15 protein-coding genes are annotated in these 12,637 nt (G+C 63.1%); 3 read left to right on the top strand and 12 right to left on the bottom strand.

What is annotated here, in order from left to right; translation table 11 throughout:
• Positions 1 to 3: 3 nt before the first annotated feature.
• From LB515_RS00560 to eno, 4 genes are all read right to left on the bottom strand, one after another.
• Positions 4 to 1,398 carry a pyruvate dehydrogenase complex E1 component subunit beta gene (locus LB515_RS00560; RefSeq protein WP_224706435.1) on the bottom strand — a complete coding sequence of 465 codons (1,395 nt, stop codon included), beginning with the start codon at positions 1,396 to 1,398 and terminating at the stop codon, positions 4 to 6.
• A gap of 15 nt (positions 1,399 to 1,413) precedes the next feature.
• Positions 1,414 to 2,451: a pyruvate dehydrogenase (acetyl-transferring) E1 component subunit alpha gene (pdhA, locus tag LB515_RS00555; protein ID WP_224706434.1), complete on the bottom strand. Its 1,038-nt coding sequence runs from the start codon at positions 2,449 to 2,451 to the stop codon at positions 1,414 to 1,416.
• A gap of 174 nt (positions 2,452 to 2,625) precedes the next feature.
• On the bottom strand, positions 2,626 to 2,949 hold the full coding sequence (locus tag LB515_RS00550; RefSeq protein ID WP_140646243.1) for an FtsB family cell division protein: 324 nt from the start codon (positions 2,947 to 2,949) through the stop codon (positions 2,626 to 2,628).
• Between the two features lie 156 nt (positions 2,950 to 3,105).
• Entirely contained in the window at positions 3,106 to 4,380 is a 1,275-nt protein-coding gene (gene eno / locus LB515_RS00545) for a phosphopyruvate hydratase (RefSeq protein WP_140843412.1), read from the bottom strand.
• A gap of 200 nt (positions 4,381 to 4,580) precedes the next feature.
• On the opposite strand from eno, the gene LB515_RS28075 reads away from it, so the two are divergent.
• Complete coding sequence (locus LB515_RS28075; protein WP_263490149.1) at positions 4,581 to 4,703, top strand: hypothetical protein; 123 nt, start codon at positions 4,581 to 4,583, stop codon at positions 4,701 to 4,703.
• Between the two features lie 58 nt (positions 4,704 to 4,761).
• Here LB515_RS28075 and LB515_RS00540 read toward each other — a convergent pair whose 3' ends face one another.
• The 6 genes from LB515_RS00540 to LB515_RS00520 all read right to left on the bottom strand — a co-directional run bounded on the left by LB515_RS00540 (position 4,762) and on the right by LB515_RS00520 (position 9,046).
• The gene (locus LB515_RS00540) at positions 4,762 to 5,127 is read right to left on the bottom strand and encodes a PRC-barrel domain-containing protein (RefSeq protein WP_095765629.1); all 366 of its coding nucleotides are present in this window, start codon (positions 5,125 to 5,127) and stop codon (positions 4,762 to 4,764) included.
• Between the two features lie 136 nt (positions 5,128 to 5,263).
• On the bottom strand, positions 5,264 to 6,109 hold the full coding sequence (gene kdsA / locus LB515_RS00535; RefSeq protein ID WP_224706433.1) for a 3-deoxy-8-phosphooctulonate synthase: 846 nt from the start codon (positions 6,107 to 6,109) through the stop codon (positions 5,264 to 5,266).
• A complete protein-coding gene (locus tag LB515_RS00530; protein WP_224706432.1) occupies positions 6,106 to 6,978 on the bottom strand; it encodes a VOC family protein in 873 nt (290 codons plus the stop codon). The genes kdsA and LB515_RS00530 overlap by 4 nt, the downstream gene beginning before the upstream one ends.
• A gap of 69 nt (positions 6,979 to 7,047) precedes the next feature.
• The gene (locus tag LB515_RS00525; protein WP_224547540.1) at positions 7,048 to 7,338 is read right to left on the bottom strand and encodes a Dabb family protein; all 291 of its coding nucleotides are present in this window, start codon (positions 7,336 to 7,338) and stop codon (positions 7,048 to 7,050) included.
• A gap of 102 nt (positions 7,339 to 7,440) precedes the next feature.
• Entirely contained in the window at positions 7,441 to 7,569 is a 129-nt protein-coding gene (locus tag LB515_RS28070; protein ID WP_263490148.1) for a hypothetical protein, read from the bottom strand.
• 211 nt (positions 7,570 to 7,780) lie between these two features.
• Entirely contained in the window at positions 7,781 to 9,046 is a 1,266-nt protein-coding gene (locus LB515_RS00520; RefSeq protein ID WP_224706431.1) for an NAD(P)/FAD-dependent oxidoreductase, read from the bottom strand.
• A 173-nt stretch (positions 9,047 to 9,219) separates the two neighbouring features.
• On the opposite strand from LB515_RS00520, the gene LB515_RS00515 reads away from it, so the two are divergent.
• A complete protein-coding gene (locus LB515_RS00515) occupies positions 9,220 to 9,879 on the top strand; it encodes a 5-formyltetrahydrofolate cyclo-ligase (protein ID WP_224706430.1) in 660 nt (219 codons plus the stop codon).
• On the opposite strand, the gene LB515_RS00510 is transcribed toward LB515_RS00515, so the two are convergent.
• Positions 9,876 to 10,349: an Lrp/AsnC family transcriptional regulator gene (locus LB515_RS00510; protein ID WP_040982960.1), complete on the bottom strand. Its 474-nt coding sequence runs from the start codon at positions 10,347 to 10,349 to the stop codon at positions 9,876 to 9,878. The genes LB515_RS00515 and LB515_RS00510 overlap by 4 nt on opposite strands.
• Before the next feature lie 206 nt (positions 10,350 to 10,555).
• Here LB515_RS00510 and ald point away from each other — a divergent pair, with 206 nt between their 5' ends.
• Positions 10,556 to 11,671, top strand: coding sequence for an alanine dehydrogenase (ald, locus tag LB515_RS00505; protein WP_140636540.1), 1,116 nt, complete (start codon positions 10,556 to 10,558; stop codon positions 11,669 to 11,671).
• Positions 11,672 to 12,105: 434 nt separating this feature from the next.
• On the opposite strand, the gene LB515_RS00500 is transcribed toward ald, so the two are convergent.
• Positions 12,106 to 12,573 carry a DUF1203 domain-containing protein gene (locus LB515_RS00500; protein ID WP_140843424.1) on the bottom strand — a complete coding sequence of 156 codons (468 nt, stop codon included), beginning with the start codon at positions 12,571 to 12,573 and terminating at the stop codon, positions 12,106 to 12,108.
• Positions 12,574 to 12,637 lie beyond the last annotated feature (64 nt).

Below are 12,637 nucleotides of genomic sequence, written 5' to 3'. Positions count from 1 at the left end.
GGCTCAGCGATAAGTGACGGCTTTGACGGCCTCGACGACTTCGCCGACGTTGGGCAGCGCCAGCTTCTCGAGGTTCGCCGCATAAGGCATGGGCACGTCCTTGCCGGCAACGGTGATGACCGGCGCATCGAGGAAATCGAAGGCGCGCTGCGAAACCTGGTTGGCGATGTGATCGCCGACCGAGTTCTGCGGAAAACCTTCTTCCACCACCACGAGACGGTTGGTCTTCTTCACCGAGGCGATGATCGTGTCGAAGTCGAGCGGCCGGACGGTTCTGAGATCGATGATCTCGGCGTCGATGCCCATGCCGCGCAACTCGGCTTCCGCCTTGAGCGCATAGGTCATGCCGATGCCGAAGGAGACGAGGGTGACGTCCTTGCCCTGCTTGTGGACACGCGCCTTGCCGATCGGCAGCACGAAGTCGTCGAGCTTCGGCACGTCGAAGGAATGGCCGTAGAGGATCTCGTTCTCCAGAAAGATGACCGGGTTCGGATCGCGGATCGCGGCTTTGAGGAGGCCCTTGGCGTCGGCAGCCGTATAGGGCATCACCACCTTCAGGCCGGGGATATGGCTGTACCAGGCGGCATAGCATTGCGAGTGCTGGGCGGCGACGCGGGCCGCCGCACCGTTGGGACCACGGAACACGATCGGCGCGCCCATCTGGCCGCCGGACATATAGAGCGTTTTGGCGGCCGAGTTGATGATCTGGTCGATCGCCTGCATGGCGAAGTTGAAGGTCATGAACTCGACGATCGGCTTCAGCCCCGCCATCGCGGCGCCGACGCCGACACCGGCAAAGCCATGCTCGGTGATCGGCGTGTCGACGACGCGCCTCGGCCCGAATTCCTGCAGCAGGCCCTGCGTGATCTTGTAGGCGCCCTGGTACTCGGCGACCTCCTCGCCCATGACGAAGACATCGCCGTCGCGGCGCATCTCCTCGGCCATGGCGTCACGGAGCGCTTCGCGCACCGTGGTGGAAACCATCTCGGTGCCGGCTGGAATATCCGGATCGGCGGCGATCTCCGCCTTCGGCGCGGCGGCGACAGCGGCGGACGCCTCGCTTTTGGCCGAAGCTTGCGCCGGGGTCGGCGCGGCTTTTTCAGCCTTGGCGGGCTCTTCCTCGCCGATGCCTTCGCCGGCCTTGTCGACGTCCTCGCCGTCGACGGCAAGCACGGCGATGACCGCGTTGACCTTGACGCCTTCACTGCCGGCGGGAACCACGATCTTGGCCAGCGTGCCTTCGTCGACAGCTTCGACCTCCATCGTCGCCTTGTCGGTCTCGATCTCGGCGATCACATCACCGGCGACGACCTTGTCGCCTTCGTTCTTCAGCCATTTGGAAAGATTGCCCTCTTCCATCGTCGGCGACAGCGCGGGCATGAGAATTTCGATCGGCATGTCCTTGCCCTCTCCTTAGAGTACGATGTCGGTCCAGAGCTCGGACGGATCCGGCTCGGCGTCGTTCTGGGCGAATTCGGCGGCGTCGGCGACGACGTCGCGGACTTCCTTGTCGATGGCCTTGAGCTCGTCCTCGCTTGCCCACTTCTTGTCGAGCAGCCGCACCCGGACCTGCTCGATCGGGTCATGCTCGGAGCGCATCTTCTGCACTTCCTCCTTGGAGCGGTATTTTGCCGGGTCGGACATCGAATGGCCTCGATAGCGGTAGGTCTGCATCTCGAGGATGAGCGGACCGTTGCCGGCACGGCACCATTCGGTCGCGAGATCGGCCGCCGACTTCACGGCGCGGACGTCCATGCCATCGACCTGGATGCCGGGAATCTTGAAGGAAGCGCCGCGATGCGAGAAGTCGGTCTCGGCCGACGAGCGCGACACGGACGTGCCCATGGCGTAGCGGTTGTTCTCGATGATGTAGATCACCGGCAGCTTCCACAGCGAGGCCATGTTGAAGCTTTCATAGACCTGGCCCTGGTTGGCGGCGCCATCGCCGAAATAGGTCAGCGAGACATTCTTGTTGTCGCGGTAGCGGTTGGCGAAGGCGAGACCAGTGCCGAGCGACACCTGCGCGCCGACAATGCCGTGGCCGCCATAGAAATGCTTCTCCTTGGAGAACATGTGCATCGAGCCGCCCTTGCCCTTCGACAGGCCACCACGGCGGCCGGTGAGCTCGGCCATGACGCCGCGCGGCGACAGCTCCATCGCCAGCATGTGGCCATGGTCGCGATAGGCGGTGATCATCTGGTCGCCTTCGACCAGCGCCATCTTCATGCCGGTGACGACGGCCTCCTGGCCGATATAGAGGTGGCAGAAGCCGCCGATGAAGCCCATGCCGTAGAGCTGGCCGGCCTTCTCCTCGAAGCGGCGGATCAAAAGCATATGCCGGTAGGCGGAAAGCTCTTCTTCCTTGGTGAAATCCGCCGGTTTGGGCGCTGACAGATTGGGCTGTTTGTCGGATCTGGATTTTGCGGGCGCTTTTTTGGCGGCGGTGGCCATGCGTCACTCCCTGTTGGCGTCTCTTCGCGGACATTCAGGGAGATCGATCGTCTCCCCACCGATTGCGGAAAGCTAACATGCAAGGATGCATTGCGCCATGCTGAAAAACGCATGGCTGGCATGCATCTAAGCGATTATAATCATTGAAAATAAAGCCGATTAACCGAAATTCGGTTATTTCGTCGAGGCGGGCAGCATAATGGTGATTTCGTCCGGATGGGACAGATTGAGCGCCTTTCGGGCCTGCTCGTCAAGCATATCCTTCTCCAGCGTGCCCTCATGCATCAGCTGGACACGGCGCTCGAAGTCGATCCGGCGCGCCTTCACGGCGTCAAGCTGGGCCTGCAATTCAACCGCACGGGCCTGCAGCCGATATTTGGAATAGATGCCGAATTCGCCGTGATAGGCATGGAAGCCGAAATAGGCCAGGAAGAGCACGCAAAGCGAGGGGATGATCAGCCTGCCGGTGTTTCTCTGCTTGTGCTGACGTGTCCACATGACCCGAACCCTCGCGGCCGCGAACGCAAGCAGCCATGAGTCGTATTTCGCCCGATTGTGCTTAATGGACGGTTACGGACGACCTGTTGCAGGATCGCCGGAAACGAAAAAGGGCGGGAATGACCCGCCCTTTCCAGACTGTCCGAACAGGCCGGATCAGCCCTTGACCACCGACTTGCCGGCGTAACGCGCTTGCTTGCCGAGCTCTTCCTCGATGCGGATGAGCTGGTTGTATTTGGCCATGCGGTCCGAACGCGACAGCGAGCCGGTCTTGATCTGCCCGCAATTGGTGGCGACGGCGAGGTCGGCGATGGTCGAATCCTCGGTCTCGCCCGAGCGATGCGACATGACGGCGGTGTAGCCGGCCTTGTGCGCGGTCTCGACGGCGTCGAGCGTCTCGGTCAGCGAGCCGATCTGGTTGACCTTGACCAGGATCGAATTGGCGACGCCCATGCGGATACCGTCGCGCAGCCGCGCCGTGTTGGTGACGAAGAGGTCGTCGCCGACGAGCTGGGTCTTCTTGCCGATCAGGTCGGTCAGGATCTTCCAGCCTTCCCAATCGTCCTCGGCAAGGCCGTCCTCGATGGTGATGATCGGATAATCGGCAGCGAGCTTGGCAAGGTACTTGGCCTGCGCCTTCGGATCGCGGGTCTTCTTCTCGCCCTCATAGACATAATTGCCGTCCTTGAAGAACTCGGTCGCCGCGCAATCGAGACCTAGGGCCACGTCCTCGCCGGGCCTGAAGCCTGCCTTCTCGATCGATTCCATGATGAAATCGAGCGCCGAAGGCGCGCTCTTCAGGTTGGGAGCGAAGCCGCCCTCGTCGCCGACATTGGTGTTGTGGCCGGCATCCTTCAGCTTCTTCCTGAGCGTGTGGAAAATCTCCGAGCCCCAGCGCACGCCGTCGCGCAGGGTCGGCGCGCCGATAGGCAGGATCATGAATTCCTGAAAATCGATCGGGTTGTCGGCATGCGCGCCGCCGTTGATGATGTTCATCATCGGCACCGGCAGGATGTGCGCCTTGGTGCCGCCGACATAGCGGTAGAGCGGCAGGCCCGCGGCTTCCGCCGCGGCCTTGGCGACCGCCAGCGATACGCCCAGGATGGCGTTGGCGCCGAGGCGGCTCTTGTTCGGCGTGCCGTCGAGCTCGATCATCGTCTGGTCGATATGGATCTGGTTCTCGGCTTCCATGCCGCCGATCGCCTCGAACAGCTCGCCGTTCACCGCTTCGACGGCGCGCTGCACGCCCTTGCCGAGATAGCGCGGCCCGCCGTCCCGGACTTCGACCGCCTCATGCGCGCCAGTCGATGCGCCCGACGGCACAGCGGCGCGGCCCATGGAGCCGTCCTCCAGCACCACGTCGACCTCGACGGTCGGATTGCCACGGCTGTCCAGGATTTCACGCCCGACAATGTCGATGATGGCGGTCATTTGCGATGTCCCCGATTGATCGATTGAAGCGTCGCGCCCCTCTTAGCCAAAGCAGAGCAAAAGGCAATCGGCGGGCCCCGCATTTATTGCCGCGGCGTGATTCACGAAGCGCAATTTTCTGTCATCATAAGTCATGCGCGCTGTGTGACCATCTCATCTATGGTCGCGTTCGCGCGGGGCGAAACAGGAGGAGTTTCGCCATGTCCCAGTTGAGCGGTATCGTGAGTTTGTTCCTGATCGCGGCAGCGTTCCTGACGTCATGCGACGATCAGAAACCCCAGCAGAGCTCGGTGGAGCTATCGACTCTCAACGCGGCGGAGTAGCTAAACGTCAAAGGCCCCCGGCTTTGGGTCGGGGGCCTTTCGATTCCCAGCTTGCCGATCAATGCCAATAGGGCTTCACATGGTAATACTGAAATGAAGCATCGCGGGCGGCTTCGCCGTCGGCGCCGGTCAGCTCGTCGATCGAATAGGCGGGCGCCGCCTGAAGCTGTTCCTTGGTGAACGGCACAACGTAGCCGCCTCTGTCCTCGTCATAGTCGAGCGTCGCCCACGGAACGGCGTGGTATTTCTCGCCCATGCCGAGAAAGCCGCCGAAGCCGATCACGGCGAACATGATGCCATTCGACATCTTGTCGAGCATCACGTCCTCGATGCTGCCGATGCTCTTACCTTCGGTGTTATAGACCGACGTGCCGATGACGCGCGAGGCGGCAATGGCTTCGGTATGCCCGGACGGAGTGGTCATGATGGTGCTCCTCTCGTTGAATGCCTGCACCGACAATGAGAGGAGCGCGCTAAGGTTCCCGACGATTTGCTCAGCTGTCGGTGAGGCAGCCCCCGCTCACCACAAGCCGGCGCAGGATCGAGGTCCGCCGCTGCAATCAGTGGCCCTTGGCAATGCGGTCAAAAGCCATCAGCTTTTCCAGCAACGCCGGCATATCCTTGAGAGGCACCATGTTGGGGCCATCCGAAGACGTCGAGTTGTCCGGGTCCTGATGGGTTTCGATGAAGACGCCGGCGACACCGACGGCAACGGCCGCGCGCGCGAGCGTCGCGACAAAGCGCCGTTCGCCGCCGGAGGAGCCGCCCTGTCCGCCCGGCTGCTGCACGGAATGGGTGGCGTCGAAGATCACCGGGGCGCCGATCTCGGCCATGACCGGCAGAGCGCGCATGTCCGAGACCAGCGTGTTGTAGCCGAACGAGACGCCGCGCTCGGTGGTGAGCACATTCGGGTTGCCGGAGCCGGTGATCTTGGCGACGACATTCTTCATGTCCCACGGCGCGAGGAACTGCCCCTTTTTCACGTTGATGACCTTGCCGGTCCTGGCGGCGGCGACAAGCATGTCAGTCTGGCGCGACAGGAAGGCGGGGATCTGCAGGACATCGACATGGGGTGCTACGATCGCGCATTGCTCCTCGTTGTGGACGTCAGTCAGCACAGGAAGGCCAAACTCCTTGCGCAGATCGTCGAAGATCGGCATCGCCGCATCGAGTCCCGCGCCGCGGGTCGCCGACAGCGAGGTGCGGTTGGCCTTGTCGTAGCTGGTCTTGTAGACGAGGCCGATTCCCAGACGTTCCGTCAGTTCCTTCAGCCCGCCGGCCATGTCGAAAGCGTGCTGGCGCGATTCAAGCTGGCACGGGCCGGCGATTAGCGACAGCGGCGCATTGTTGGCGAAGACGACCTTGCCGACGGTTACCGATGAATTGGGCGCCAAGGGCTTGCTCATGGGATCTCCCGGAAGATGAAGGCGGCGCCCTGCCCGCGCGCCGGTGGAACGACGATGTCAGTGCCGCTCATGTCGTGATCGATGGCCCCGGCCGCAAGCGCGTGCGCCGCTGTAGCTTTGTCGCGGATCGAGAAAACAACCGCCTCAAACCGTAAATGCGGTGAGGCTTCGGCCGTCAGGCCGAAACGCTGCGCGTAGCTCTCGGGCGTGACCACGCTCAAGATTGCATTCGGCAACCGCACCATGTCGCCGTCTGCCTCTGACCCGGCGGCGATCGAGATCAATGCGATCTGTGCGGAAGGCACATCGCTCACGGCGATTACCTCGACGATGCCGGTCACGCCATTGGCATGGGCCTGCAGCGCCGTGCGATCGATCTTCGGCGGGTTCACGCGCTCGCAGGCGAAGAGGAAGGCGTCCGTCGCTCCCTTGCCGACCGCAAAGGCCAACTTGAAGGATGCCGTGTCGCTCTTTCCGTTCGCATCTGTGAACGCGCGCGAGAAACGCAGCGTATCGCCGGCTGACAGACCGGCTTCGACAAAACGCATATGGTCGGCATCGGCATTGCCGGTTCCAAGCACGACGGCGGAAAAACCTTCCTCGCCCAGCCGCTCGCGATAAAGGCGGTCGCGCGTAATGAAAACATTGCCGGCCGCAATCGCTTGTCTTGCCGCCTGTTCATTTCCCACCGCCAGCGGCTCGAGATAGGTGCCGTCGGCGAAAAAGACGCAGGCATTCTCAGTGCCGAACGGGTGGATGCCCGTGGGGGCGACGACGAAGCCGAGCGAGGCCAGACGCGACCGCGCGGCATCGAGGCTCCGCGTCGGCAGCACGAGATGGTCGAGCGGATGGGTGGAGTCTCTGGTCATGCCGGCGCGGTGTGCCTCATTCCGGCCGGCGGTTCAAGTGCACCGAACGGTCGGCCGCGGCTTTGCCGCTCAGGCAGCGGCCACTACATCCGCAGAATAGCGCAGTTCGCGCAGCGGCTTCACTTTGCTGGTCGTATCCGCATAGATCGGATGCGCCTTGTAAGCGGCAAGCGCCGCCTCGTCCTCGAACTCGGCATAGACGACGACATCGATCGCATTGGAGAACTGATCGACCTTGGTGTTGAGCGTCACCTCGAAATGCTTCGAGTGCGGAATCTTGCCGAGCGCCAGCAGGCCCGAGCGCACAGCCTCGACATCTTCCTTGCGCCGCACGCTGAAGAAAACGATGTGCCGGATCAAGCCAGCCTCCCTGATCTTCGATTCAGCGGCGTTTTTGTGGGAGCGAGGCCCGGGCGTCAACCGGCAACGATGTCGCGCCCGCAGAGCGCAAACGTCAAGGCCTCACCCCGTAACGAGGCGCACGATGCGCGACGTTTCCCGCACGGTCACATCGAGGTAATGGCCATGGTTGTAGAGGCCATCCCAGATCAGAAAGAAGGCGATGGCGGCGATGACGATCACATAACGCATGTCTAAAACTATCGCATGTGGAAGTGGGGAACCAGAGGGGGAGCAACGGCAGCCGTTCCAGTTCACCGCTTTTTGCCCGGGCGCTTTCGGCCAGCGGAGCCTGCGCAAGAGGGGCCGGCCGCAGAGCGCGAAGCCACGCTCTTGAGGCGACGGAATGAAACCGCGATCGGCCATCAAGCATCTCCCCTGCCCGCAGGCGGCGGCCTGGGAATCAGCTTTTGTCGTCGTCGCCCTGTGTGATCAGGCGCGCGCTGCGCTGGCCCGTAAAGTATATCCATAGCCAGCTAAGCGAGACCGCCAGACGGTTGCGGAAGTCGATCAGGAAATAGATGTGCGCTATGCCCCAGAGCCACCAGGCGAGCCAGCCGGTGAGCTTGATCCAGCCGAAATCGATTGCCGCGGCGCGCTTGCCGATCGTCGCCAGATCGCCGTCATGACGGTATTGGAAAGGACGCATCGCCGTGTCGCCGGCGAGCCGCGCCTTGATCGTCGCGGCAACATGCTTGCCCTCCTGCTTGGCAGAGGGCGCCACACCCGGCACCGGCTTCCCATCCGGCCGCAGCACATGCGCGGTGTCGCCGATGACGAAAATGTCGGGACTGCCCGGCACGGTGAGGTCCGGCTCGACGATTACCCTGCCCGCCCGGTCGGCCGGCGCTCCCAGCCATTCGGCCGCCGGCGAAGCGGCAACGCCAGCCGCCCAGATGATCGTCCTTGCCGGCAAGCGCGTGTCGCCGAAGACGACACCTTCGGCATCGAGGTGCGTGACCGGACGCCCGAGCTCGATGGTGACGCCCAGCCGTTCCAGCGCCTTGCGGGCATAGTCGGAAAGCTGCGGCGCGAAATTGGCCAGGATCCGGTCGCCGGCTTCGATCAGCACGACGCGCGCCTGGCTTGGATCGATGTTGCGGAACTCGCCGCGCAACGTGTCATGCGCGAGCTCGACAATGGTACCGGCGAGCTCGACACCGGTCGGCCCGCCGCCGACGATGGCCAGAGTCAGCAGTGCCTGGCGCTTGGCCGGATCGGTTTCGCGCTCGGCCTGCTCGAAAGCGAGCAGGATACGGCGCCGGATCGTCGTGGCATCCTCAAGCGTCTTCAGACCCGGCGCGAACGGCTCCCATTCGTCATGGCCGAAATAGGCGTGGCGCGCGCCGGTGGCGAGCACCAGCGTGTCATAGGGGATCGAGCCGCCGTCCTCCAGCAGCACGCGCTTGCCGGCGCGGTCGACGCCGGTGACATTGCCGAGAAGCGTCGTCACGTCCTTGCGCCTGCGCAGAAGATGGCGGATCGGCCAGGCGACTTCCGAGGTCGCCAGCGACGTCGTCGCCACCTGGTAAAGCAGCGGTTGGAAGAGATGGTGGTTGCGCTTGTCGATCATGGTGATGCGCACCGGAGCTCCCGCCAGCGCGCGCGTGAGTTCGAGGCCGCCGAAGCCGGCGCCGACGACAACGACTTTATGCTCGGTTTCGCTCATTTCATTCCACCTCGCCAAAGTGCAATCCTGCCGATGATGTAAGTATTTTTGTGCACTGCAACAATATTGCGGATGGCAACGGTCATGCCCGGGAGTCGTCGTGCGGCGTCGTGAATGCACATGCGGTCGCACAGGTGCGAGTATAGCGTGAAACAAAACGACAGGAGCCAAGCATGGCTGACAAACACGACGACGAAGGCCCGGCCCAATACGCCTCACCGCCCTGTTTTATGCACGAACTCAACCCGGAATACCGGGAGCCGCTCTCCGACTGGACGGATGTTCGGCGATGGCGCAAGGCCGAGCGTGAGCGGCTCATCACCGGGCGCCTCGCCGTTTCAGCCGATGCGCGCGCCGCGATGTCGGCACGCATCGCGGAAGGCCTCGACGCGTTGATCGGCGACATAGCCGGCCGGATGGTCAGCCTCTACTGGCCGTTTCGCGGCGAGCCGGATCTGCGTGGCTGGATGACCTCGATCAACGAGCGCGGTGGGCGCACCGCGCTGCCCGTCGTCATCGAGAAGGGACAGCCGCTGGTGTTTCGCGCCTACAAACAGGGCGACCGGCTGGAAAAGGGCGTGTGGAACATTCCGATCCCGGCCGAGGGCGACCCGGTGCTGCCCGACATCGTGATCTCGCCGATCGTCGGCATCGATCCGGGCAACTATCGGCTGGGTTATGGCGGCGGCTTTTACGATCGCACACTTGCCGCAATGCCGTTCAGGCCGCTGGTGATCGGCGTCGGCTACGAATTGCAGCGCATCCCGACCATCTACCCGCAGCCGCACGATATCCCAATGACTACTGTGGTGACCGAAGCCGCAGCGGTTTAAGCCATCTCAGGCCGCAGCCCGACCGCCGTGCGATCGACGATCTCGCGCAGCGCGAAGGACGAGTTGATCTTGGTGACGTGCGGCATGGCTGACAGCCATTCCTTGTGGATGCGCTCATAGTCGACGAGATCCTTCGCCGCAATGCGCAGGATGTAGTCGTATTCGCCCGACATCAGATGGCAGGAGAGCACGTTCGGGCAGCGCTTGATCGCCGCCTCGAAATCCGACAGCGTCTTTTCGAATTGCCCCGACAGCGATATGTGCACGATCGCCGTCATCTGGTGGCCGAGCGCGGAATTGGACAGCCGCGCGTGATACCCCCGGATGGTTCCGGACTTCTCCAGATTGTCGAGCCGGCGCGAACAGGCCGATTGGGAAAGGCCGACCTTCTCCGCGAGCGCCGCATTGGGGATCCGGCCATCCTTCTGCAAAGTCTCCAGAATGGCGATATCAATCCTGTCGAGCCGCATTTTTCGTGGTTCCTGCGAATTTCAAGTCATTTTGCGCAACGATTATCGAAGAGCGACCATTACCGCAAGTGCATTCGCAAACACATACGGAACGTTTCGTGGTTGACTGCGGTTACTGCGTGTCCACCCTCCGCATTTTCGACCCGGTGACATGCACGAGCGACAGTGAGAGCGCCCCCTGAAGGGCGCGGACAGGGAGAAGAAAGATGCGTGTCGGCTGCCCCAAGGAAATCAAGAACCATGAATATCGCGTCGGCCTGACGCCGGGCTCTGTCCGCGAATATGTCGCGCATGGCCATGAAGTGCTGGTCGAGACCGGTGCTGGCGCCGGCATCGGCGCCGACGACAACGCCTATCGCGCCGCCGGCGCCACGATCGCCAAGACGGCCGCCGACGTGTTCGCCAAGTCCGACATGATCGTCAAGGTCAAGGAGCCGCAGCCAAACGAATGGGTCCAGCTGCGCGACGGCCAAATCCTCTACACCTATCTCCATCTGGCTCCGGATCCGGAGCAGACCAAGGGTCTTCTTGGCTCGGGCGTCACCGCGATCGCCTATGAGACCGTGACCGACGACCGCGGCGGCCTGCCGCTGCTCGCGCCGATGTCGGAAGTCGCCGGCCGCCTGTCGATCCAGGCCGGCGCGACCGCGCTGCAGAAGGCCAATGGCGGCCGCGGCGTGCTGCTCGGCGGTGTGCCCGGCGTGCTGCCCGGCAAGGTCACCGTGCTCGGCGGCGGCGTCGTCGGCCTGCATGCGGCCAAGATGGCTGTCGGCCTCGGCGCCGACGTCACCATTATCGACCGTTCGATCCCGCGCCTGCGCCAGCTCGACGACATTTTTGGCGGTCGCGTCCACACACGCTACTCGACCGTCGAAGCGCTGGAGGAAGAATGCTTCTCGGCCGACGTCGTCATCGGCGCCGTGCTGATCCCGGGCGCCGCCGCGCCCAAGCTCGTCACCCGCGAAATGCTTTCCGGCATGAAGAAGGGCTCGGTGCTGGTCGACGTCGCGATCGACCAGGGCGGTTGCTTCGAGACCTCACATGCCACGACGCACGCCGATCCGACCTATGAGGTCGACGGCGTGATCCACTATTGCGTCGCAAACATGCCCGGCGCCGTGCCGGTCACTTCGGCGCACGCGCTCAACAACGCGACGCTGCACTATGGCCTACAGCTCGCCGACAAGGGCCTCAAGGCGCTGGTCGACGACCACCATTTGCGCAACGGCCTCAATGTTCATAAGGGCAAGATCACCAACCGCGCCGTCGCTGAGGCGCTCGGCTACGAAATGGTCGAACCGAAGGCGGTCCTTGCCGCCTGATCATTCGCAACGATTTCCTTCAGTCGCCCGCCGGGTCATTCCGGCGGGCTTTTTTCTGGCGCGGAAACTGCGCTTCCGTCGAAAAATCCGGTCAACAAAAAAAGCGGAGCAAAAAAGCCCCGCTTCCTCGACTGTCGCGATCTGCCGCCGGTCCATCCGCGGTCGACACATCGCAACCGCTGCGTTTTAGCGCAGTAGTACGACGAGAATACGACGGTCTTGAAAATGCGCTTCTTTTCGTTCTTCCGCCATTATGCGGCCTTGTGTGAAATGCTTCACATTCGCTCGACGAGAAAGCTGCCTAGAGACGGACCGTTACTGGCGGTCTGAGCTGCTTGCCGGGTCGGGCAAGTCCGGCCCGGACGGCACTGGCCCGACAGCTTCTGTCAGACCCTCCAACGGCCCGCCCGACCATCGGCGGGCTTCTTTTTTGGTCATGCCCGCTCGATGCGGCATTGATAGCAATTGTTGCGGGCCGAGCGGACATGGATGTAGGCGATGTCGTCGCGCCCAAACAGCGTCCGCGCGCGGGCGGCAATCTCGCTGGTCGGCGTGACGGCGCCGCTGCCATAAACGATGCGATCGTCCCTGCCGTAACCCCTGACGATATAGTCGCTGCTTTCGAGCATCTCCGGCAGCGCATCCCCTTCGGCTGCGCGCTCGCATTCCTCCGCATGCAGGAAGATTGGGCCGGTTTCGGCATAGGGCTGCAGTTCCGGAAACGGGCGGTAGGCAACGATCAGATAGCCGTCACCCTCGGCGACGTTCCTGAGGCAATGTCTGCAAGGCACGCCGTCGCCGTCGGAGATGCGGTGCTCCGGGGTGCGGCCGTAGGCATCGGGCCCTCCCCGCTGCAAGGCGCGCACGGCTTCGGTCGGCAAGGCTTTGAACTGGATGCTCATGGCAGATCTCCGGTGTCGATCTCCGGAAGCTATGCCTTGGCGATAGTGCCTCCCACCCGATTCC

Origin of the sequence: Mesorhizobium sp. CA15, assembly GCF_020165215.1 — a bacterium.
Classification (GTDB): Bacteria; Pseudomonadota; Alphaproteobacteria; order Rhizobiales; family Rhizobiaceae; genus Mesorhizobium.
This window is presented reverse-complemented; position numbering and strand designations above follow the sequence as displayed.

Bases quoted from the DNA above. Each gene is read 5' to 3' on its own strand.
- LB515_RS00530 (WP_224706432.1), bottom strand. From the start codon at position 6,978: ATGACCAGAGACTCCACCCATCCGCTCGACCATCTCGTGCTGCCGACG.
- pdhA (WP_224706434.1), bottom strand. From the start codon at position 2,451: ATGGCCACCGCCGCCAAAAAAGCGCCCGCAAAATCCAGATCCGACAAA.
- LB515_RS00540 (WP_095765629.1), bottom strand. From the start codon at position 5,127: ATGACCACTCCGTCCGGGCATACCGAAGCCATTGCCGCCTCGCGCGTC.
- LB515_RS00560 (WP_224706435.1), bottom strand. From the start codon at position 1,398: ATGCCGATCGAAATTCTCATGCCCGCGCTGTCGCCGACGATGGAAGAG.
- eno (WP_140843412.1), bottom strand. From the start codon at position 4,380: ATGACCGCCATCATCGACATTGTCGGGCGTGAAATCCTGGACAGCCGT.
- kdsA (WP_224706433.1), bottom strand. From the start codon at position 6,109: ATGAGCAAGCCCTTGGCGCCCAATTCATCGGTAACCGTCGGCAAGGTC.
- LB515_RS00550 (WP_140646243.1), bottom strand. From the start codon at position 2,949: ATGTGGACACGTCAGCACAAGCAGAGAAACACCGGCAGGCTGATCATC.
- LB515_RS00520 (WP_224706431.1), bottom strand. From the start codon at position 9,046: ATGAGCGAAACCGAGCATAAAGTCGTTGTCGTCGGCGCCGGCTTCGGC.
- LB515_RS28070 (WP_263490148.1), bottom strand. From the start codon at position 7,569: ATGCGTTATGTGATCGTCATCGCCGCCATCGCCTTCTTTCTGATCTGG.
- LB515_RS00515 (WP_224706430.1), top strand. From the start codon at position 9,220: ATGGCTGACAAACACGACGACGAAGGCCCGGCCCAATACGCCTCACCG.
- ald (WP_140636540.1), top strand. From the start codon at position 10,556: ATGCGTGTCGGCTGCCCCAAGGAAATCAAGAACCATGAATATCGCGTC.
- LB515_RS00500 (WP_140843424.1), bottom strand. From the start codon at position 12,573: ATGAGCATCCAGTTCAAAGCCTTGCCGACCGAAGCCGTGCGCGCCTTG.
- LB515_RS28075 (WP_263490149.1), top strand. From the start codon at position 4,581: ATGTCCCAGTTGAGCGGTATCGTGAGTTTGTTCCTGATCGCGGCAGCG.
- LB515_RS00510 (WP_040982960.1), bottom strand. From the start codon at position 10,349: ATGCGGCTCGACAGGATTGATATCGCCATTCTGGAGACTTTGCAGAAG.